Origin of the sequence: Paenibacillus urinalis, from assembly GCF_028747985.1 — a bacterium.
In the GTDB taxonomy this organism is placed as follows: Bacteria; Bacillota; Bacilli; order Paenibacillales; family Paenibacillaceae; genus Paenibacillus; species Paenibacillus urinalis.
Window position 1 is genome coordinate 5,053,970 of the sequence record NZ_CP118108.1, and the last position, 21,474, is coordinate 5,075,443.

A 21,474-nucleotide genomic window follows, 5' to 3' on the forward strand; every position below is an offset into this window, starting at 1 on the left:
TATACGGCTAACCCGACCCGCAAGCGGGCAGAATCAGGATATACGGTCTGAGCGAAAGAGGAATGCAATTTTCTTGCACGACAAAATAAAACAGACGATCGCTTGAAGCGATATTGTTTTACCGTTCGCAAGAATAATCACATTCGATCCATTCACTCCCAACATTAGAATACGTATATCCTAACACGATCAAAGAGTCATTTCAACCGGACTTCTCCTCCGCATTCGTTTGAAGCAGTATCTCCTCCCCTTCCGCCAGCATCGCTTCGATCGCTTCGTCCAGCGTTTTGGAATGATCGATGACCGCGATGAGCTCGTTAACGATCGCAAGCGTAAGCTTCGCTTGAACCGGATTCGGAAGTGAAGCGAACGATTCATCTGCGTGGAGCAGAGGCTCAAGACTGTACAAGCCGGAGATGTCCCGGCCCTCCTGAGGCCGTATGAATTCGGAACGGCTGTACAGCACTTCCCTGCCCGCTCTGGACGTCACCTGGGCGAAATCGGCCGAATTGACGTATTGGACGAATTCCCATGCCGCCCGCGCGTTGCGGGTGGTCTTGCTGATGGCGAACACGCCGTCCAGACTATACGAGCCGCTCTTCGACCGGTCGAGCCCGTCTACCGGCGCGGAGACGACGCCCCAATTGAGGGCCGAAGAGCTTAACGCCCGAATCAAATACGACTGGCTGTAAGTCATCGCCGACTGGCCGGCAAGAAACCGATTGTCCCCGGCCGTCCTCATCGTTCTGGTCAGCTCTTCGGGCGAAGGATGGCGGAACGAACCGGAGCGGAATACGTCGACGATTGCTTCGAACGGCTTTCTCCACTGCTCGCCGTCAACCGTCAACCTTGACTTCGAGGCGTCCACCAGCTTTCTATTTTGGCCGGCAAGGCTGTACAGAATGTCGAACAGCGGAGACGAGTAGCCGTCGATCGTGAATCCGTAGAGCCGGCTGTCGTCGTCCCCGGCCGTCGGAAACCGCTTCGCCAGCTCGAACAGCTCTTCCCAAGTCATCGCGTTATGAGGAAGCATGACGCCGTGCTTCTCGAACAATTTTGCATTGTAGAAAATTCCGTAGGAAGAAAAATTCGGGCTTAGCCCGTACAGCTTACCGTCCCCTTCCTGGCGAAGAAGCGCGAGGGACACAGGCGAATAGCTGTCCAGATCGAATTTGTGCTTCTCGATCCAAGGGTCCAGTTCAAGCAGCATTCCTTCCTGGGCCAACGTTCGGTAAGTATTGCCGAGATACAAGACGTCCGGCTGATGACGTTCGATATACTTGGCATACGCCTGAGCGGCGGTCAGGGTCGGGTCGGAATACAGGTCGTCCAAGCCGATTACTTCGAAGCTCACGTTCGGATACTTGCTCCGAAACATCAATCCGTAGTCGTCGTTGAATTGCTTCTCGCTCCAATAGCCGATTCTTATCGCCGCTTCTTCCTCCGAGCCGAGCGGCGCCCACTCACCGCTTGGCGCGCTTCCGCCGTCGCAGCCTGCGACGACTAGCGCAAATGCGAGAATCGCCGATTTTATCCGGCCTATATGGTTCATGTCGAACAGCCCCTTGACCGTTTTTTCTCGCGAGCATTCACGGTCTCGCCGCCTTCATCTGCGCCAGCAAAACATTGCCGTCCTCGCGCATTGCTTCGATTGCCGCGTCCAGCGTCTTGCTGCCTTCCGCCGCGGCCGTCAATTCGCTTGCGATCAACTCCACCAAGTCGACTTTAAGCCTCGGTTCGAGCGCCGCGAACTCGTCGCTCGCATTCGCGACAGGATCCAGTGTATACAGTCCCGTCACGTCGCGCTCCGACGGAGGACGGATGTATTCGGTTCTGCTGAACAGGAAGTCGGAGCTCGATTTCGACTTGATCTGGGCGAACTCCCCGGAATTGGCGTACTTGACGAATTCCCACGCCGCGCGGGGATTGGCAGACTGCCTGCTGATGACGAATGCCGGACCCGGCTCGTAGGCGCTGCTCTGCGTGCGATTAAGCGCATCGACGGGAGCGCTGACGACCGCCCAGTCGACGGAGGCATTCTCCAGTTGGCGAAGATAGAGATGATCCCGATACGTCATGGCCGACCTCCCCATCAGGAATCGGTCGTCCTCTATGAATCTCGTCCGCTTGGCGGTCTCTTCCGGCGTCGGCAAGTAGAAGGACCCGGATCGCACGACGCTGACGATCGATTCGAAAATCCCCCTCCAGGAATCGCCTTCCAGCCCGACCGCCGTCCCGTCCGCATTGAGAATTTTTCTGTTTTGCGCCATCAGGCTGTACACAATGTCCGTCAGCGGCGACGAAAATCCGTCCAACGTAAACCCGTACACCCTGTCGTTCCCTTCTCCGTCAGCCGGGAACCGCTTCGCCAGCTCGAACACTTCTTCCCACGTCATCGAATCGCGAGGCCGCTCTATCCCGTATTTCTCGAACAAGGCGGCGTTGTAATAGAGACCGAAGCTTCTGAAATTCGGGGACAGACCATACAGCTTGCCGTCCCCCTCCTCCCGGAGCTTGGCGAGAACGGCCGGCATGTAGCCGCTCAAGTCGTACTCCTGCCGCTTGATGATCGGGTCCAGCTCCAACAGCTTGCCTTCCTCAGCTCCCGTGCAAGGTACGAGGCTTCGGGAATTCCCGTCGGGGTATCCGTATTATTCTCAATACATTTGATCTTCCCGCCGGGCGCAAGAATAAAATCCTGCCTGGATACCCCGTGTCCAGGGACCTCCATTCGTGCTGCTGGAATAAGGCTTGCGGGAACACCCAGCTGCTGCGTAAGAAAGGCATCCGGCAAATATCGCTGAGCAAAGCGCAGTGTACTCAGATAGATGCTGTCAATTATCTCTGACGCATACATCAGCTGCTCGATTTCTTTTTCCGAGTAACGTACTGCAGCAGGGAGACAATACTGTTTGCCGTACATCCGATGGTAGGGAATCTGTTCAGCTCTCTCCCCGGCAAAAATTTCATCATGCGGCTTATCAAATGGCAAAATTCGATTCATGCGGCTTATCCTCCAGAGCTGAAGAATCCGCCGCTGCCAAAGCCCTTGGAGCTGGAACTCGAGCTTGATTTATAAGTAGCTGAGGATTTGCCTGATGATGAGCTTGATCCGCTGCTGCCTCCATAGTAATAAGCTCCGCCGCCGCTCGACCCGCTGTTATCATCACAATATCCATCATTATTATAATCGTAGCAGTCATCCGAATTATTGCCGCAGCCTGCCAGCGCTACAGGGAGGGTGAGGAGAAGAGAGAAGGTCACCATCTTCTGTGCGTTTATTTTCTTAGGAGGCTTATTCGTTCTAAGTCTACTGTCTTCCGTCATTTCAGGGTTCTGTCCGTTCATCTTAGAATTCACCTCGTTTCAAATACAGCACAACCTTGGACCGATCGGTATCAAACACGGTGTACACACTCTCATAGGTTTCATCACGGTGAACTAGATAATGATCCAGCAGGAGCCGTGCAATATCCATTGTCGAGGACAGAGGGATATTCAGCTCGAACGACTGGAAAGATCGCCCCTTCCACAATACATATTCACAAGCGATACTGCCTGACGATACTTGATAAGCATCGAATGCGGCTTCATACAGTGCTTTTCCATAGCTGTAGTCTTCCGGATTGAATTTCTTCGCGTAGATCAAATGTCGATGTCCATCTTCCGATTCGTTAGCCGTATGCTCATACAGCTCGCCGCGAATGATCGTTGCATTCACCAGCTTGCGGACAAACAGCTCTTCTTGAGACACATGAAGCTGAGTGAGCGGTTCAATCACTTTCTTATCCGACTCAGACCAGTGCTCATATATTACCGGTACATGCATGTTGTTATCTGTCTCCCATCTTGAGTCTTCTCTTGCCTTACAGATCAGGCCTCTTGTTTATGCTTAATTTTAAACGCACCAACAGGGGAAGAGGTTACAAAAATTTTCAAAATTTCCTTTAACACCTTTTATATGGATAAGGATTGTATGCAACATTCGGAGTGAGGAATCCGAAGTAAATGATCACGGATGAAGATACACTCTTTCCAGCTCACTTGCAGGCAGAGGACGGCTGAAGTAATAGCCTTGAACCTCTCTGCAATTATGCTGGCTGAGAATCTCCAGCTGATCCTTCGTTTCAATCCCTTCGGCAATGACATTCAAATTCAAATGATGCGCCATATCAATGATGCTGGCAACAATCGCTTTATCATTATCATTGTGAGCGATATCCTGAATAAAGGTACGGTCGATCTTGAGCTTGTTAATGGGCAGTTTTTTTAAGTAGCTCAGCGAGCTGTAGCCGGTTCCAAAATCATCCAGACTTATTCTAATACCCAGATTGGCCAGCTCCTTGAGTACGCCGCTGGACACCTCCGGATTCATCATCAGACTTTCCGTAATTTCGAGCTCCAAGTACTTGGCCTCAAGCCCCGTCTGCTCAATAACATCCTTAATTTGCTGTGTCAGGCTCGAATGATAGAACTGATGTGATGACAGGTTGACGGCTACTGAGATCAGAGGCGCCCCTGATTCATGCCAAGACTGCATTTGGCGGCATGCTTCGTATAATACCCTCGACTCCAGCTCCATGATTAATCCGGTATCCTCTGCCACAGGGACGAACAGTCCAGGAGGCAATATCCCCTTCGTCGGATGATTCCACCTTACGAGGGCTTCGACCCCGATAATGGACTCATCATCTGCCCGGATCTGAGGCTGGTAGTGGAGTAAAAATTCACCCCGCTCCAACGCTCTACGCAGGTCGGCTTCCAGCTCTACCCGCTGTTCGACCTGGGCGTTCAGCTCGCAGGAGAAGAAGCGGTAGCCGTTCTTCCCGTTCTTCTTCACCTCGTACATCGCCGTATCGGCATTCTTCATCAGCTGGATTGCGTCCCTGCCATGGACTGAATATACTGCGATTCCAATGCTGGTCGAGACATAATAGTTGTTTCCCTTCATATCATAAGGCTCACTGATTACGGCCATTAAGCGTTCAGCCAGTTCAGCAGCATCTGACTCATGTGTATAATCAAGCAGCAATATGGAGAACTCGTCTCCCCCGATACGTCCTATCACCACATTTTTATCCGTGGTATGATGAACGATCCTCTTGCTTATCTCCTTCAAAAGAAGATCCCCATATAAATGACCCAGCGAATCATTGATAATCTTAAATCGATCCAGATCCATCACCATTAGCGCAAATGGCTGTGACTCACTATTTTCTCTGTCAATCAGATCTGCAAGCACGTTATTAATCAATCTTCGATTAGGCAAGCCGGTCAGATCATCGTGAAACGCTAGAAATTGATTCCTCTCCCTCACTTGCTTCTCATTGGTAACATCTCTAACGATAATGTAGTGTCCCGTTACCTTCCCCTCGATAATGACGGGTACATGCACCATGTTAAGATCAACACGGCTTCCCGACCGATTATAGATCACCGATTCGTAGCTGAGCTTCTCCCCTGCTACAGATTTCTTATACATTTCCCGGACTCTCTCCTGTTCACCCGGGTGAAATATCGGAAGAATCTCTTCAATATGCCGGTTCTTCAGTTCTTCTTCTGCTACCCCCGTGATTCGCTCGACAGCAGGATTAAATCCGATGATGTGATGATTCAAATTGACCGAGATTACCCCATCCTGATTGTTATCATAAAGGGACTTATACCATCGTTCCTGCTCTCGCCTCTCCATCTCCTGATGAGAGAACCTGCGTGACACATACAATCCAATCATAGAGAGACCTAGAGTAAGCATAGCTCCGCCGGCAATGAGATAACCAAGCCATATTTGATCGAGCTGAACCCCTGACTGGTCCATATGAATATGATTCATATCGTACTCAGTCCCCAGCATGCCGATATAGTGCATACCGGAAATTGCAGCACCCATGACGAGCGCACCGGCGAGCTTTTTATAATACCAGCTCTTCGTATACTTTGGATGTTTAACAAAATAAAAGGAGAGCCACAAAGCTGCAACAGACGCCAGAAAAGCAACGAGCACAGATAGGACCACATAAACCCAGTTGTAATAGATGTCAACATCCATAGCCTCCATCCCCATGTAGTGCATAGAGGCAATTCCTGCCGCAATGATGCTCGCCCCTAGATATAATCGCGTTCTGGTCAATGATTCATGTGCTACCAGATACAAGGTGACAAACGAAGCTCCAATCCCGACCACAACAGAAGCCAGAATCAGCGTCAGATCATAGGTAACGGTCAGGTGAGTAGAGCCGGCCATTGTGCCGACAAAATGCATGGACCATACCCCCAGCCCCAAAACAATGGCTCCGTACACAAGCCAGGCCCGATTTGCTCCCTTCGACCTGTTCAGAGTTCCCGCCAATGTCAATACGTTGTAGGATGAGACGACAGCGATCAGATACGAGAATAGTACCAACAATTGGTCAACAGAATGTTCATTGTGTTCCATGGAAGTCCCTCTTTCATTTGTCATACACACCAATGAATAATATATCGTCCAATAAAATGCAAAAAGTAACATCACGAGTCACCATTTAATCAACAAAGAAGCCTTAATTCGTCTAATAACGAACTAAGGCTGTGTTATGTTAAGGATGACGGGCACCGCTGTTGTAACGGTCAAGCGCTTGCTGCTGAATAGCAATGGCCTGCTCAATGTTCATAGATTTCAGCTGCTGTATATAGCTGTCAAACTCGGAGAGCGGCTCAATCCCCATAATTATCTTGAGAGACACTTCATCCACATGCTTGTCGACCTCCTGCATAATGGCAGACAGCTCAGCATTCTCCATCTCCGACTTCGGCAGTGCAGGCAGAAGGTGAAGCGAGGCATCCGTGTCCGCCCAGATCTGAATCGCCTCCTTCTGTTCAGGCAATGTTTAATACTGCTCCAAATAACGAATGTCCTGAACGAACGGGCCAAAATAGCTGGCACGGGTGTACATCGCGAGCGCCTGTGACGGAGAGAGCTTATCCTTATTGTTCAGGATGAGATCCGTATAAGTCGGATATCCATCGATCATCTCGTAGCTCAAGCCTTCCATTCCAAAGTTAAACAGCAGGTGTCCTTCTTCTCCATAGCCGTAATCCAGCATACGGATCGCTGCCTCCGCATTCTGAATACTGCCTGACAGTGCTACCCCGCCGCTGATGCCCACCTCAGGAGCCAGCTGTCCGAACTTGGGACGCATCCCTTCACTAAGGACGGGATAAGGTGCTGCGATGAGTTCTGCTGAAGGTCTCTCTTCCCTGATCTTCGGCAGCCATGTTCCAATACCCGCTCCTGCATTCCATATCGCTGCACCGCTCCTCTCCATCGTCATGTTCATATCCTGGGTTTCGGTATCGGTTGTTGCAAAATGCTGGTCAATGAGACCTTCCGCGTACCACGATCGAAACAAAGCAAGAAACTCCTTATATTCAGGCTCCATCGGACCGAATTTGACAGCTCCGTCCTCCATGTAGAAGCCTTTTCTTATTCCGTAGGCTCCTACGAAGCCCCCGCTCTCAATACCGGATAAAGGGTTTGAATTACCCAGGATCGTAAGCGGAGCAGGTACCCCTTTTTGCTCTTTGAAGGCGGTTAGTACGGTATGCCACTCCTCAATGGTCTCAGGGACAGGCAGCTTAAGCTCATCCAGCCAATCCTTCCTTATAATCGGACCCTGATAGGTGCGCAGCTTATCCTCTGCCTGAATGAACGGAAAGACGTAATAGCTTCCATCTGCCGTCTTGATTTGACGATCAATTTCTGGGTGTTCTTCGAGAAACTGTTTAAAATGGGGGGCATGCTCCTCGATAAGCTCATTTAGTGGAAGGATAATGCCGTCATGAATCGCCTTCTCCGGTCCTCCAGGATAATTCATCCATTCATACTCGATCATATCTGGCAAATGACCGGATGTGATCATCACATTAAACGCCTCTTTACCTTGATTGAGAGGCGGATTCATAAACGTAACATTCACACCTGTTCTCCGCTTCCATTCCTGAAAGAAAGGAATATCCTCCAGATTAGATTTGATACTTGCCGCGTTATTGCTGAGGCCTGCCCAATACGTTAGATGGGCCTCGTTATCCCGTACATCATCAGATTCCGTATGATGAAGTTCAGCCACACTCATTAGAGAAGATTCATTATTCTCCCCTGTACTCAGCATGCAGGCGGACAGCATGAGCATGGTTAGAACAGCCAGAGCAGCGATCCACCCTCGCTGATATCGTAGCAGCCGGCCTCCCATCCATGTGCCTCCTTTCTAATAGAGCTCTTTATATTTGCCAGGCGTAATCCCTTCATACTTTTTGAACACTCTGATAAATGTTGCAGCATCGTTATATCCTACATGCTTGGAGATTTCATTGATGGAATCCTGCTTGGCAGTCATCATCTGCTTGGCCTGCTCGATCCGATATTTGTGAATGCAGTCAAGCAGACCTTCTCCTGTATGCATTCTAAACAGCTTGGACAGATAGCTCCCCTTCAGCTCGAAATGCTCTCCAATCGAATTAACATTCAAATTCATATCCTGATAGTTCTCTTCGATGTAGCTCGTGACCTGTGCCGTCAAACGCACCAGGCTGTCTTCTCTCTCCTGCGTGATACCGAGTGTGCGCTTGGCTGCTGCATAAGAGCAAACCTCCTTTAACAAGGACTCCAGCGCCTCACGCATTTCCTGAATCGTATCACAATCGGTAATGTGTTCAATGAAGCGCGGATTTCGCTCCATGATGCTCCGATCGACCTCGTTAATCGCCTTCATCATGGTCGCCGCAAGGTTATACATCAGACACCGGGCAATGGTTAAGGACATGACCGGCTTGTTAAAGTTGCGATCTGTTATTTCTGTCATATAATCGGTTGCCTGCTCTACTTCTCCGGCCTTGATCAGATTGATCAGCTGCTGCTCGACCTGCAGCGGATAATAGTAGCCATATTGATCTTCCAGGGCTCCCTCTATTCGAATATCCTCATGCTGGATAATTCCACTCTTGCCCAGAACCATCTTATATTCCATCGCATCCACAGCCTCTTGATAGGCTGTAGCTATTCCAATCCATGAGCTGTGCTGCCCGCTGATCGATACGGTTAATTCCATCTCATATCGATAAAGGAACTGCTTCGCTTCTGATGCAATGGCATGAAGATCGGCCGCCGGCTCGCAAGAATCCGCTTTCAAATTTACGAGGCACACCATCATATCATCTACCTCGGCAACATACCCTACATGCTGATGCGTATGCACCAGCTCCTCTGCCACATTGGAAACGATCAGCTGGATGAGCTTTCTTCGTTCGTTGATATCAATACCCGGAAGCTTCTCATACAAGCTCTCTTCATTTTCCACGTCGAACAAAATGACAGCAAAATCCTGCGATTGCAGCGGCATGTGAAAGGAGCGAAAGGCATCCTCATACGGGACCAGTGTATCGGGCCTGCCCTTCAGCAGACGATTAATCAAGTTGGACCTGAGCACCTGTTCATGCTTGTGCAGCTGCATGGTGATTTCATCATGCTTCGTTCTTGTCTGCAGGACTGCCTCTTGGATAAAACGCAGCTCATTGCCCTCCTGGGGCTCCACCGTTCCAGTATGATCTGTCAGTGCACGCACCAGCTGCTGGATCGGCGAATAATTCCTTCTCATAAAAAACCAGGTAATGAGTATCGCACTGATGATGCTCACGGCGATGCTGATATATGTGAAGCTGCGGACATATTCGGCTTTTTCCCAATAGATCCGGCTTGGGATAATGAGCGCATATTTCAACTCCGATACGGCTGATGGAATATAAAATATTTCCGATTCTCCTGCTGCTGCTGCGGATAGCTCTACCCGTTGCCCCTTCAGGAATGGAGCAAGCTCCGGTGCATCCGGACGAGTGGACATAAGCACCTCGTTATTGTCATTCAGAATGAGCAGCAGCCCTTCATTAAAGCCGGCAATGCTCTCCAGCGGCTTCTGAAACCGGGTCATATCGGCCATAACGACCACGCTTCCGGTATCTCTCCCATTTAAGCCCTTAGGCAGATGTGTTATGTAGGCAATGGATGACGGTAGCTCCGTATTATTTAAATGGGGCAGTACCGTAAAGCGGCTTGGCCCTGGACGCTGAATTGTATCTTTCCAGTGCTCATAGGTGAGATTCCCTGTATCATGCAGCGTGCGAAACGCCGTTTCCATATCCCGCACATTCCCGGAACGGAGGACAGAATGATCGCTGTCCCGAACAATATAGAACTCGTCGATTGAGGCATAAGATGTCTTGTACAGCTTGAACTGCTGAACTAATTGATAGGAAGTATAGGAAGATTCCTCAGGAGAAATATTGGAGTACATCAGTGTCTGCAGGTTCGAATTCCAGGTCATCTCCATACTCAGTCGCTTCATCAGATCAACTTGGTTATCGATCGTATATCTGACTTGCTTCAGAAGCGAATCATTCGCCCGGTCAATCTCGCCCTTCAGTGTATCGCTTGCCTGAAAGTAGATGACAAGACTGATGATGATCGGTATAAAAAGGACTGCCGTGTAAGAAACAAGCCAGGTGACAATGATGCTCTCACGCTTTTGCCACAAATGTTGAATGTTCCTCAATAGTCCATCACCCTATTATTCGTTTTTTTGTGAAGTTCACTGACTGTGGATTACATTATAACGAAACAAGGGCAGGGACGGAATATACAATAAGTACAATACCATGAGCAAAACGTACAATCCGCAGCCAGATGATTAATAAAAATGAACGCAAAAAGCCCGAAGGACAGCAGTTATACTGTCATTCGGGACAGCCCGAAGGACAGCCGCTATACTGTCATTCGGGGATCTGCGCTATATTGAGCTGTATATCCAGCAATACTAGAATATCCGATGCTTCCAACCATTCAGCTTCGCGGTCGCCTCGACGAAGAAGTAATCTCCATATATGAGCGACACGTTGACATTCTCATCCGCAGGACGGTTTCCCGTCCCCTGCAGGAGCATTCCTTCATGGGCACTGTTGTCCCATGTTCCGTAAGACTGATACAGAGAACTGAGGATACGTTCAGCTGCTGCACGATATCCTCTCCCCTGGGTGTCTCCAAGATGTCCCGCCAGATCGATGAGACCCGAAGCTGCACAGGCCCCCGCGGAGCTGTCTCTCGGGATCCCCCCATCCTCTTCCTCTGCTCTAAAGTCCCAGTAAGGGACCCCATCCTCTGGCAGATGAGCGATGAAGAAATTAGCGACACGCTGTGCAGCGCGAAGATACGTCTCATCTCCTGTATGCGTATACGCATTCGTCATCCCGTACAGTGCCCACGCTGCTCCCCGACTCCAGGCCGACTCCGGAGCTGCCCCTTGACCGCCGATTGCATCTGCCCACTCTCCTGTCTCCGGGTTAAACCGGACGATGTGATAAGTAGAGCCGTCCTCCCGAATAAAGTGCCTCACGACCGTATCCGCATGAGCTCTGGCCACATGCATGAACCTTGGATCGCTGCTCTCCTTCGCAGCCCAGAACAACAAAGAGAGGTTCATTGTGGTATCGACGATCGACCATCCTGTCTTATCCGCTTTCCAGGCCCTGATAAAATCCCCCTTCAGATTGAACCTTCCTGCGAGGAAATTGGCCGCAAACAACCCCCTTCTTGCTCCATCCTTGTCGCCTGTAATCGTGTGCTTGATGACCGCTGTCGGCAGAAACTGAAAGCCCACATCATGATCATAACGGTTCTCCGTCAGGAACAGCTGCTCCATTCGTTCATCCCAGCTCCAGGCGGCATCCTTGTACCGCTGCTCACCCGTCATATCATGCATAATCCACAGAATACCCGGCCAGAATCCGGACGTCCACCAATCTAGTCTCGTATCATCGTAGATACCGTCACTCTTCGCCACATGAGGACACTTGCCAGCTATCTTGGGAAGCACCGCATCGACCTTTTTACCGATTTGTTCCCACACCGCCTGATTTGCGGCTGTTTGCACTTGTACCATGAACAATCCCTCCATCCGCTGAATTTGGATACTAGCCTTTAAGCGAACCTACCATGACGCCTTTAACGAAAAAGCGCTGCACAAACGGGTACACGCACAGAATCGGTACTGTTGCGACGATGATTGTGGCATATTTAATCGTTTCCCCAATCTGAAAACGGTCTCCGGCTGAGGCGCCAGTGGACATGCTGTCTGTGGAGTTGGCAATCAGAATCTCCCTCAGCACCAGCTGGAGCGGGAACAGCTCCCGGCTCTTAATGAACACCGATGCATAGAACCAGCCGTTCCATTTATCTACGGCATAATACAGAATCATAACGGCAATGACCGGCATGGACAGCGGAATGATAATACGGAATAAGATGGTAAAGTGGTTGGCACCATCAATTTTGGCCGATTCCTCAAGACTGTCCGGTATGCCCATAAATGCCGTACGCATAATGATTAAGTTAAACGTGCTGATGCTGAAAGGAATAATGGTAGACCAGAGCGAATCCAGCAGTCCGACGCCCTTGACCACAAGATAGAGAGGAATCAGCCCGCCGCTGAAAAACATCGTAAATACGATCAGGAACATGAACACCTTATTCCACATCACATTTTTGCGTGACAGCACGTACGCCCCCAGAGAAGTCATCAGTAAATTCACGGTGACCCCCACCACGACAATGAACAGCGTATTCCGAAACCCGAGTCCAATCCCCGGGTTAGCAAGCACGCTTCGATAAGCATCCAGATTAAAGCCTAGCGGCCGCCACAGAATTCCGTCATTCTGCAGCAGCTTCGCCGCATCGCTGAAGGAAGCGAATAGTACATACAGCAAGGGATACAGCGTCGCTGTAACCAGCAGCAGGAGGAATGTATAATTGATGAGATCAAAGATTCGGTCAAACCAGCCAGTTTCCTTTTTCATATCGCTTCACCTCACCATAGGCTGTTATTACTGACTCTTCGGCTAATGTAGTTGGCTGTCACCAGCAGAATCAAATTGATGACGGAGTTGAACAAGCCCACCGCTGAGCTGTAGCTCCATCCGAATTCCAGAAGTCCCTTCCGATAGACGAAGGAGGAGATGACATCAGCTGTCTCATAGGTCACCGGATTGTACAGCAGGATAATTTTTTCGAAGCCGACATTTAGAAGATTCCCCATCCGGAGTATGAGCATAATCGTGATCGTAGGCAGAATGCCGGGCAGAGTAATGTAGAACATCTGCTTCAAACGGTTCGCTCCGTCAATGCGTGCAGCTTCATACTGCTCTTGGTCAATGCTCGTAAGTGCCGCAATGTAGATGATGGATTCCCAGCCGATCCGCTGCCATATTTCGGACAGAATGTAGATCGGCCTGAACAGCTCGGGCTTCTGGAGCATCGCCTGCCCATCATAGCCAAGCCACATGAATAATCGATTGATCAGACCATCCGCATTTGTAAAATCCGTAATAATTCCGCAGATCACGACCAATGAAATAAAATAAGGCATATACGTAATTGTCTGGACGACCCGCTTGAACCGCCGCTGTCGAACCTCATTTATGAGCAGAGCCAGCAGTATCGGCATCGGGAACTCAAACAGCAGAGAGTATAGGCTGATCAGCAGCGTGTTCTTTAGAATCCGCCAAAAATAGTAGCTGTCAAAAAAATCAATGAAATGCTTCAGACCGACCCAATCGCTGCCGAGAATGCCTTTAATAGGGGTATAGTCTTTGAAAGCAATGACTGCACCGTACATCGGCGTGTAATGAAAAATGAGATAGTACGCGACGACCGGAAGCATCATGAGATAAAGGTATTTATTCAACATGAAATCCCGGATAAACCGGCTTTTGAAAGATCGGGAATGGTTCATGGGGCGGTTTAGTCACCTCATTCTTTTGAGAGTTTATTGATCCTTTTGGTTAACGGTTGTTATAACGCTCCAGTGCGGCCATTTGAATCTCGATCGCCCGATCCAGGTTCAGCTGCTTCATCTTCGCTACATAGCTCTCGAATTCATCTACAGGGTCGGTTCCGAGAATGATCTTGATCGTCATCTCGTCCACAAGCGTATTGATATCATTCATAATTGTGGCGTACTCGGAGCTCTCCTCCGGGTTTGGCGTAATCGGCGGCAGACTGTACTTCTCTGCATCTGTTTTACTCCAGATCTCTATCGCTTCACGCTGTGTCTCAAGCGCAAGATACTGCTCTATATAGCGTCTATCCTGGACAAAAGGTCCGTTGTAGCTGCTTCGCGCATACATGGAAATGGCTTGAGCAGGCGCCAGATTGTCCGGGTTCTTGAGCAGCAATTCCGTAAACTGCGGGTATCCGTCTTCCGTCAGATTGTAGCTGACGCCTTCCTTGCCGAAATTGAAGAACATATGACCCTCTTCACTGTACCCATAGTCGAGCATCTTCACAGCCAGCTCTGGATTCTCAGATGTTGAGGTAACAGCAACCGTTCCCTCCGAGGAATACGCCTGATTCCGCTGTCCAAACATCGGTACCTCTCCCTTGTTTAGGACGGGATAAGGGGCGGCAGCAAGCACAGCTTCCGGATCATTTGCTTCAACGAGCGGCTGCCACTTCCCAATGCCTCCGCCTGTATTACCGACCGTGGCTCCCGTCTCACCGGAGGCCATATTGCTGTCAATCGCTTTCAAATCTGTCGTAGCGACGTTCTTGTCGATCAATCCCTCTGTATACCAGCTGTTGAATAAGCGAAGGTACTCCTTGAATCCTGGCTCTGCCGGTCCAAATTTCACCTGTCCATCCACCTGATAGAAGCCTCGCGTGACACCAAATGCACCTAGAAATGCACCATTTCCTGAATCATTAAAGAATCTCGGTTTACTGACGACGGAGAATGGAGCAGCGGCACCCTTCTCTTCTTTGAAAGCACGCAGCGTCGTTGTCCATTCATCAATCGTCTCTGGAATAGGAAGGCCCAGCTCATCGAGCCAGTCTTTACGAATGATGGGCCCTTGGAATACACGCAGGTACTCGTCCTCTCTAATGAACGGAAAAGCATAATAACTGCCGCTGTCCGTCTTCACCATCTTGTCGATCTCCGGATGCTCCGAGAGGTACTTCTTCAAATTGGGTGCGTACTTGTCTATAAGCTCATTCAGCTCAATAATGTAACCGTCTTTGATCGCCTTCTCTGGCCCCCCCGGAAATCCGAGGAAATTATACTCAATCATGTCTGGCAGATCCCCGGAGGCAAGCATGACATTGAGTGCCTCTTGAGCCTGTCCGGATGGGGGAGCGGTATAGGACAGCGGAACTCCGGTTGCCTTTTGCCACTCCTGAAAAAAAGGAACTTCATCGTGTGTAGCCTTGACTCCTATGAGGTTCCCTGGAAGCTCGCCCCAATAGGATAGTGTCACGTCGGTTTCGATTGGATATGTCGTCTCTTCCGTGACCACCGGAGCTTCTTGATCTCCTTCATTGGGTTCCTCCGCACTTCCTCCATTTCCAGTACAGCCGATCAATAAGGATGACATCAGCGCCATCACAAGCGTAGAAACAAACCAACGTTTCATGTACCCAACCCCCACTTTGATTGAATTGAATTGCTGTATTGACAGGTTAAGGGATGGCCGCCAGAGCGCGATATGTGCAAATCATCAAATGGAGTGTTTATTTTGTTTAACTGAACTGACCATTTCGCAAATGCAATAGACAAAAACTCAAAAAGCGATGGAATGGCTCCTTCGAGAATACCTAGAGGTCACCTAAATTTGCTTCCAAGCGCAATGTTTCTGGCTAACGCGCGTTTCTATCAGGTGCCGGGTGGTAATAATTGAGAAATCGGAACATATTAGGCCCGTACTTGAATAGGAGGATTTGAATATATGAATGACATGAATCAGGAATTTACTGCAGCAGAGCTGCCGAAGAGCCGGGAATCGTTATGGCGTGGAACCGTCTCTCTGCCTTCATTTGAACGTTTGTCTGAGAACCTGAACACAGAAGTAACAGTTATTGGTGCCGGTATGACGGGGATTACTACCGCATATCTTCTCGCCAAGGAAGGCTATAAAGTTGTCCTTATTGAGGCAGGCTCAATCCTGGATGGAACGACAGGTCATACGACCGCGAAGATTACTTCCCAGCACAACCTGATTTATCACGAGCTCATTCAACATTTCGGCCATGAGCAGGCCCGACTGTATTATGAGGCCAATGAGGAAGCACTGCGTTTTATTCGAAGTGTCATTACCGAAAAAGAAATCGACTGTCAGCTGACGGAAGAGGACGCGTATGTCTATATTCAATCGGAGAATGATCTAAAGAAGCTGAAGGACGAATTCGATGCCTATCAGCAGCTGGCTATTCCCAGTGTGTGGCATGATAAGCTGCCGATTCCGGTACCGGCTGTAGCGGGGATCAGTGTGCCGAATCAGGCACAGTTCCATCCACTCTCTTATCTCAAGAAGCTGGTTGAAGAGCTGATCCACCTCGGCGTTAAGATCTATGAAAAAACGACGGCTGCTGACCTCAAAGAGGAGGATAACAAGGTGACCGTCATGCTGGAAAGAGGCGGCCATCACATTACAAGCGAGCATGTGGTCGTGGCAAGTCATTTTCCGTTCCATGATCCACGTATGTACTTTGCCCGTATGCATGCAGAGCGCTCCTACGCCATTGCTGTGGAGCCGGAAACGGAGTTTGAGGGCGGCATGTATGTAAGCTACGACAAGCCGGAGCGCTCTGTCCGCTCTGCACTGTACAATGGCAAGAAGCTCCTCGTTATTGGCGGAGAGAATCATAAGACGGGTCAGGGCATCAGCACACATCAGCATTTTGAAGAGCTCGTTCGGTTTGCCGGACAGCATTTTGGTGTGAAAAAGGTGCATTTCCGCTGGTCTGCACAGGACCTGGTCACCATCGACAAGATGCCGTTCATCGGACCGATTGGCGGAGCTTATGAGAGGGTGCTGGTCGCCACCGGCTTCCGCAAATGGGGGATGACAACGAGTACTGTTGCCTGCAGACTTCTGACGGATCTCATCGTCGGCCGCCACAATCCTTATACAGAATTGGTTGATCCCGGCCGGTTCAAGGCTGATCCTTCGATTAAGAACGCCGTAAAGGATAATCTGGATGTAGCCAAGCATCTCATCTCGGGCAAACTGGGTCTCGTTCACAAGAAGATTGAGGATATTCAGCCTGGTGAGGGTGCTGTTGTACGACATGAAGGCAAGCGCGCCGGAGCCTATAAGGATGAATCCGGTACGCTGCATCTTGTCGATACGACATGCACCCATCTGGGCTGTGAGGTGGAATGGAACTCGGGCGAATGCTCGTGGGACTGCCCTTGCCATGGCTCGCGGTTTACTTATGACGGTTCCGTCCTTGAAGGACCTGCAGTGGAGCCTTTACCTAAGCTTGATGCACATCAGGCTTAGCGGCTTGTTCAAAATTTATGGATTGCCTTGTTTCTAATAAGCGAAATCATGGTAGATAGATAGCATGAACTTAAGAAAAAAACAACTTAAGTTCATAATATCGATAGATAGCATGAACTTAAGAAAAAAACAACTTAAGTTCATAATATCGATAGATAGCATGAACTTAAGAAAAAACAACTTAAGTTCATAATATCGATAGATAGCATGAACTTTTTCAGCTTATTATTAGGAGGCATTTCATATGGATTTACAAACTGGCAAACTCTATTGGCCTGCTACAGTGAGCAGTCCTCCCATCTATCCCCCGCTTACAGAAGATATTCAGTGCGATGCGCTCATTATCGGCGGGGGCAGTTCAGGCGCCCAGAGTGCATATCAGCTTGCGAGACAAGGCCTTCATGTCGTCGTGGTTGATAAACGAACGATTGGAGGCGGAAGCTCAAGCACCAATACGGCACTCATTCAGTATGCCGGTGACAAGATGCTTACAGAGCTGGCAGCGGATTTTGGTGAAGCGAAGGCTTCGGCTCATCTGAAGCTCTGCAGACAAGCCATTGACGACATCGAACAAGCCTGCAGTCAGCTGCCGGATGGGGCTGATTTCGTTCGCAGAGACAGCCTGTATTACGCCTCATCGGAAGCTGATGTACCTGCACTTAAGCAGGAGCATGCTCTACTGAAGAAGCACGGATTCGATGTGGACTTATGGGACGAGAACCAAATTGCAGCGAAATACCCGTTCCGTAAATCCGGCGCTCTGTACTACAAAAACGATGCGGAGATGAATCCGCTAAAATATATTTACGGCTTGTTTGAAGAAGTCAGAGGGATGGGCGGCCAAGTTTACGGAGGAACCGAAATTACCGGCAAGAAGTTCAGTTCAGATGAGGCCGTCTTCTATACCAAGAGTGGACACCAGATTCGCACCAAGTATGTCATCATGGCAGCCGGTTACGAGCAGATGGAGCTGACGCCTAACGCCAATGCCACAATTACCAGCTCGTACGTTGTGATTACGAAGCCTGTTGCTGATCTGAGCAGCTGGTACAAGCGAACGCTTCTATGGGAAACGGCTCGTCCATACATGTATATGAGAACAACACCGGATGATCGAATTATTGTCGGCGGCATGGACCAGGAGACGCATCGCTCCGTGAGCAGGGATGCGCACATTGAGTCCGGACGAGATCAATTAATGAAAAATCTGTCCGAGATGTTCCCAGAAATTAAGACCGAACCGGATTACGTGCTCGGTGCCTTCTTTGCCGGTACACTTGACGGTCTTCCGATGATTGGCCGAAGTGATGAGTACCCGAACTGCTTCCACATCATGGCTTATGGAGACAATGGGACGGTATACAATATGACCCTGTCCCGCATTGTCACCGACATGATAACGAAGGGCAGCAGTCCTCACCTCAACTTGTATCTGCGCTCGAAGCCGCCGCGTAAGCAAGCCCAGTAGTAATCAAACAAATGTGAATAGACCGCCTGCAGCTGCTTGTCCAGTCAGCTGCAGGCGGTCTTTCATTTGTCCACATATGATTATTTCCCACTTCGATGGAAGTTTTAGTGCATGATGTGGTTCTGCTCCTGATCCCTATTTTCATCAATGTAGTCCCACTTTTTAAGTTTAAGCATATATGACATTCGAATTAATGCCCGGACCAGCATTTGAATACTTCCCAGTATAAATAGACAGGTACCGATCAGCTTGACTTCTGGATAGAACAAGCAGAAGCTGCCGGCAAGAAACAAGAGTGATGTGGCAATTTCGCTAATCATATGCGCGATTTCATAACGATTGCGAATCTGAAGTCTTTTTCTGGATCGGGGTGATCTTCTACGATAGAAATGCAGACCGATTCTTCTTTTCTTAGCATGCTTCTTCTGGGAATGCTCCTGTTTATATGCGCTGGGCTCCTTCGCCTCTTGATGGTTGTGGTTCATGTACGATCTCCTCTCCTTCTCTGCTTACCTTACCCGTAGGGGAGAGTTTCAAACGGATGAGCCGCTTCATAAATTTCACTACCTTGCATTATTCAGTACTGAGTGTTAATATTTACCTGTTCACTACTATATAATAAACAGTACTAATCTAAATTTAGTAATTATATTTAAAATGATGGCCACGGAAAGGAGACTCGAATCTGGTTGAATGTGAATATCCAATTTAAAAAAGGCGCATTAGAGCTGTGCGTTCTTGTGCTGATCCACCGTAAAGACCGTTATGGATATGAGCTGGCTCAAGCCGTATCCAGGCATATTGAGATTGCCGAAGGCGCCTTGTATCCCCTGCTTCGCCGATTAGTCGCAGATGGGTACTGTACCACCTATCTGCGTGAATCTAACGAGGGGCCTCCGCGTAAGTATTACAGTTTAACGGATTCTGGACTTGCCTATATGCTGAATTTGGAGCTTGAATGGAATGTATTTGTGTCCAGTGTTACCAATCTACTGAAGGAAGGATATAGCGAATGAACAGACGTATGTTTATGACGGCTCTGGAACGCGAGCTTAGGCTGCTTGACGAAGGTGAACGGATGGAGCTGTTAAGTGATTACGAGCAGCATTTTGAAATGGGCTTAGCTGAGGGCAAGACGGAAGAAGATATTTCTAGAGAGCTGGGTCATCCAAGAGAGCTGGCGCTGGAAGCCCTCGGTGATCGGTATGCTCCCCCAGCACAGGAGGCCGCTTCACCTGGGTTCACTTACAATAACGCCTATGGTGCATCTAACAATGCCGGTGTGCCATTCACAGCCAGTATGCCATATGTGACAGAATCGAGATCAAGCCACCGCGCTTTCCGCAGCTTATTCTCTGCCATCGGCATGTTCTTTCTGAATCTCATCTTTGCCCTGCCGATCTTTGCAACCGTATGGTCCGTGTGGCTGGCTGTTGCCTTAACATCAGCCGCTGGTATCCTTGCTCCATTCCTTGCCCTGGCCGACTTTATGTTCCAGGAGCAGCGTGTGATCTGGGCAGAAGCGTCCGTTAGTATCACCATGCTTGGAATAGGTATCCTGCTCAGCATTTTCTCGCTGTGGGCCGCCAAGAAGCTCGGAATGCTCACACGGAGTTATGTTAGCTGGAATGTCAAAGTGGTGAAAGGAAGGGACCAATAAATGAAGAACTGGTTGAGATTTGGCATAGCCTGTATTGCTGTCGGCGTTGTCGGCATGTCCATATTCGGTTTTGAATTTGGAGATGAACGGATTGCATACGAGAAAGAGCTCGCATTTCCGGAAGCAGGCATCCATTCCCTTGTAATGAGGACCGATAGCAGTACGAATATTAAGTTTGTACCGACTGAGGAGGATCAAATTACCGTATTGTTCACAGGCAAATGGCATCAGGATGCCATAGATCGAATTGAACAGACCGCGCCAGAGGGCAGCACACTTACAATGGATACGACAGCGGAGGATTCTTTTCAATTTCTGTCCTTTAATCTGGATTTCGCAGACAATCATATCGAGGTTCGGATGCCCTCAGACAAAATGCTAGATGAGCTTATTGTTGACAATATATCAAGCAGTAACGAAATTAGCGGAGTCAAGGCACAGCATGTTTCTATTTCATCAACCTCAGGCGATTTCGAGCTCGAAGATGTTCAAGCCAGTCAACTGGCCGTGAGTCTCTCTTCAGGCAATCTGGATATGAAGAATGTCATTGCCAAGGAAAGTGCAAGCTTTGAGATGATCTCTGGAGATATTGAGCTTGAGGACCTCACTTCAAGTCAAATTGCAGTAAAGCTCCAGTCCGGTAGTATAGAGGCGGCGGCAATACAGGGTCAGGTGGAGGTTAAGTCCACTTCCGGGGATATCGAAATTGACGATCTGCACGGAGACGCCAGCATTGAAGTACAGTCCGGGAATGTGGAAGTCAGTCAATCGGTGATCGGAAACTTAGATATCCGAGCCGTATCCGGCGATGTCGAGGTTATAGCAGCACCTGATTTTGCCGGATTCTATGATGTTCAGGCCATATCTGGAAGCATCCATGCTCCTGATTCACCAAGAACCGGAACAGAGCTCATTAAAGTGCGCACCACTTCCGGAAATATTCAAATCGAACAGCCGTAAGCTTCAATTATCTTGCATTGAGGTTCGC

At 49.3% G+C, this 21,474-nt stretch carries 19 protein-coding genes; 5 read left to right on the plus strand and 14 right to left on the minus strand.

The genetic code is table 11. From position 1 onward, the window contains the following. Positions 1-202: 202 nt before the first annotated feature. The 13 genes from PUW25_RS23410 to PUW25_RS23470 form a co-directional block, all read right to left on the minus strand. The gene (locus PUW25_RS23410) at positions 203-1,552 is read right to left on the minus strand and encodes an ABC transporter substrate-binding protein (RefSeq protein ID WP_274337661.1); all 1,350 of its coding nucleotides are present in this window, start codon (positions 1,550-1,552) and stop codon (positions 203-205) included. Between the two features lie 37 nt (positions 1,553-1,589). Further along, positions 1,590-2,585, minus strand: coding sequence for an ABC transporter substrate-binding protein (locus PUW25_RS23415; protein ID WP_274337662.1), 996 nt, complete (start codon positions 2,583-2,585; stop codon positions 1,590-1,592). Then, entirely contained in the window at positions 2,543-3,004 is a 462-nt protein-coding gene (locus tag PUW25_RS23420; RefSeq protein ID WP_274337663.1) for a glutathionylspermidine synthase family protein, read from the minus strand. Before PUW25_RS23420 ends, PUW25_RS23415 begins: the two co-directional genes overlap by 43 nt. 5 nt (positions 3,005-3,009) lie before the next feature. Then, complete coding sequence (locus PUW25_RS23425) at positions 3,010-3,348, minus strand: hypothetical protein (RefSeq protein ID WP_274337664.1); 339 nt, start codon at positions 3,346-3,348, stop codon at positions 3,010-3,012. A 1-nt stretch (position 3,349) separates the two neighbouring features. Further along, entirely contained in the window at positions 3,350-3,829 is a 480-nt protein-coding gene (locus tag PUW25_RS23430; protein WP_047912465.1) for a hypothetical protein, read from the minus strand. 183 nt (positions 3,830-4,012) lie between these two features. Continuing rightward, positions 4,013-6,436, minus strand: a complete 2,424-nt coding sequence (locus PUW25_RS23435; RefSeq protein ID WP_047911348.1) for a bifunctional diguanylate cyclase/phosphodiesterase — start codon at positions 6,434-6,436, stop codon at positions 4,013-4,015. 139 nt (positions 6,437-6,575) lie between these two features. Beyond that, entirely contained in the window at positions 6,576-6,863 is a 288-nt protein-coding gene (locus PUW25_RS23440) for a hypothetical protein (protein WP_274337665.1), read from the minus strand. A gap of 3 nt (positions 6,864-6,866) precedes the next feature. Then, positions 6,867-8,228, minus strand: coding sequence for an extracellular solute-binding protein (locus PUW25_RS23445; protein WP_274337666.1), 1,362 nt, complete (start codon positions 8,226-8,228; stop codon positions 6,867-6,869). Between the two features lie 15 nt (positions 8,229-8,243). Beyond that, positions 8,244-10,580, minus strand: a complete 2,337-nt coding sequence (locus PUW25_RS23450) for a helix-turn-helix domain-containing protein (protein WP_047911346.1) — start codon at positions 10,578-10,580, stop codon at positions 8,244-8,246. 261 nt (positions 10,581-10,841) lie between these two features. Beyond that, positions 10,842-11,963: a glycoside hydrolase family 88 protein gene (locus PUW25_RS23455; protein ID WP_081872355.1), complete on the minus strand. Its 1,122-nt coding sequence runs from the start codon at positions 11,961-11,963 to the stop codon at positions 10,842-10,844. 31 nt (positions 11,964-11,994) lie between these two features. Next, positions 11,995-12,876, minus strand: a complete 882-nt coding sequence (locus tag PUW25_RS23460; protein ID WP_047911344.1) for a carbohydrate ABC transporter permease — start codon at positions 12,874-12,876, stop codon at positions 11,995-11,997. Between the two features lie 11 nt (positions 12,877-12,887). After that, on the minus strand, positions 12,888-13,811 hold the full coding sequence (locus PUW25_RS23465) for an ABC transporter permease (RefSeq protein ID WP_047911343.1): 924 nt from the start codon (positions 13,809-13,811) through the stop codon (positions 12,888-12,890). 49 nt (positions 13,812-13,860) lie between these two features. Then, positions 13,861-15,489, minus strand: a complete 1,629-nt coding sequence (locus tag PUW25_RS23470) for an extracellular solute-binding protein (RefSeq protein ID WP_047911342.1) — start codon at positions 15,487-15,489, stop codon at positions 13,861-13,863. 312 nt (positions 15,490-15,801) lie between these two features. On the opposite strand from PUW25_RS23470, the gene PUW25_RS23475 reads away from it, so the two are divergent. Both PUW25_RS23475 and PUW25_RS23480 read left to right on the plus strand, forming a co-directional pair. Further along, positions 15,802-17,358, plus strand: coding sequence for an FAD-dependent oxidoreductase (locus tag PUW25_RS23475; protein WP_274337667.1), 1,557 nt, complete (start codon positions 15,802-15,804; stop codon positions 17,356-17,358). A 244-nt stretch (positions 17,359-17,602) separates the two neighbouring features. Beyond that, positions 17,603-18,826 (plus strand): NAD(P)/FAD-dependent oxidoreductase, encoded by a 1,224-nt coding sequence (locus PUW25_RS23480; RefSeq protein WP_274337668.1) that lies wholly within the window; start codon positions 17,603-17,605, stop codon positions 18,824-18,826. 104 nt (positions 18,827-18,930) lie between these two features. Here PUW25_RS23480 and PUW25_RS23485 read toward each other — a convergent pair whose 3' ends face one another. Beyond that, complete coding sequence (locus PUW25_RS23485) at positions 18,931-19,311, minus strand: YrhK family protein (RefSeq protein ID WP_274337669.1); 381 nt, start codon at positions 19,309-19,311, stop codon at positions 18,931-18,933. Positions 19,312-19,515: 204 nt separating this feature from the next. Here PUW25_RS23485 and PUW25_RS23490 point away from each other — a divergent pair, with 204 nt between their 5' ends. Genes PUW25_RS23490 through PUW25_RS23500 form a run of 3 tightly spaced genes read left to right on the plus strand, consistent with a single transcriptional unit; the run spans position 19,516 to position 21,446 of the window. Next, positions 19,516-19,842, plus strand: a complete 327-nt coding sequence (locus PUW25_RS23490) for a PadR family transcriptional regulator (protein WP_047911339.1) — start codon at positions 19,516-19,518, stop codon at positions 19,840-19,842. Further along, a complete protein-coding gene (locus PUW25_RS23495; RefSeq protein ID WP_052511855.1) occupies positions 19,839-20,486 on the plus strand; it encodes an HAAS signaling domain-containing protein in 648 nt (215 codons plus the stop codon). Before PUW25_RS23490 ends, PUW25_RS23495 begins: the two co-directional genes overlap by 4 nt. Then, positions 20,487-21,446 (plus strand): DUF4097 family beta strand repeat-containing protein, encoded by a 960-nt coding sequence (locus tag PUW25_RS23500; RefSeq protein ID WP_052511853.1) that lies wholly within the window; start codon positions 20,487-20,489, stop codon positions 21,444-21,446. Positions 21,447-21,474 lie beyond the last annotated feature (28 nt).

What these genes read in the sequence shown, in the direction of transcription:
- PUW25_RS23410 (WP_274337661.1), bottom strand. Translation starts at nt 1,552, where the DNA reads ATGAACCATATAGGCCGGATAAAATCGGCGATTCTCGCATTTGCGCTA.
- PUW25_RS23420 (WP_274337663.1), bottom strand. Translation starts at nt 3,004, where the DNA reads ATGAATCGAATTTTGCCATTTGATAAGCCGCATGATGAAATTTTTGCC.
- PUW25_RS23425 (WP_274337664.1), bottom strand. Translation starts at nt 3,348, where the DNA reads ATGAACGGACAGAACCCTGAAATGACGGAAGACAGTAGACTTAGAACG.
- PUW25_RS23430 (WP_047912465.1), bottom strand. Translation starts at nt 3,829, where the DNA reads ATGCATGTACCGGTAATATATGAGCACTGGTCTGAGTCGGATAAGAAA.
- PUW25_RS23435 (WP_047911348.1), bottom strand. Translation starts at nt 6,436, where the DNA reads ATGGAACACAATGAACATTCTGTTGACCAATTGTTGGTACTATTCTCG.
- PUW25_RS23445 (WP_274337666.1), bottom strand. Translation starts at nt 8,228, where the DNA reads ATGGGAGGCCGGCTGCTACGATATCAGCGAGGGTGGATCGCTGCTCTG.
- PUW25_RS23455 (WP_081872355.1), bottom strand. Translation starts at nt 11,963, where the DNA reads ATGGTACAAGTGCAAACAGCCGCAAATCAGGCGGTGTGGGAACAAATC.
- PUW25_RS23460 (WP_047911344.1), bottom strand. Translation starts at nt 12,876, where the DNA reads ATGAAAAAGGAAACTGGCTGGTTTGACCGAATCTTTGATCTCATCAAT.
- PUW25_RS23465 (WP_047911343.1), bottom strand. Translation starts at nt 13,811, where the DNA reads ATGAACCATTCCCGATCTTTCAAAAGCCGGTTTATCCGGGATTTCATG.
- PUW25_RS23470 (WP_047911342.1), bottom strand. Translation starts at nt 15,489, where the DNA reads ATGAAACGTTGGTTTGTTTCTACGCTTGTGATGGCGCTGATGTCATCC.
- PUW25_RS23475 (WP_274337667.1), top strand. Translation starts at nt 15,802, where the DNA reads ATGAATGACATGAATCAGGAATTTACTGCAGCAGAGCTGCCGAAGAGC.
- PUW25_RS23480 (WP_274337668.1), top strand. Translation starts at nt 17,603, where the DNA reads ATGGATTTACAAACTGGCAAACTCTATTGGCCTGCTACAGTGAGCAGT.
- PUW25_RS23485 (WP_274337669.1), bottom strand. Translation starts at nt 19,311, where the DNA reads ATGAACCACAACCATCAAGAGGCGAAGGAGCCCAGCGCATATAAACAG.
- PUW25_RS23495 (WP_052511855.1), top strand. Translation starts at nt 19,839, where the DNA reads ATGAACAGACGTATGTTTATGACGGCTCTGGAACGCGAGCTTAGGCTG.
- PUW25_RS23500 (WP_052511853.1), top strand. Translation starts at nt 20,487, where the DNA reads ATGAAGAACTGGTTGAGATTTGGCATAGCCTGTATTGCTGTCGGCGTT.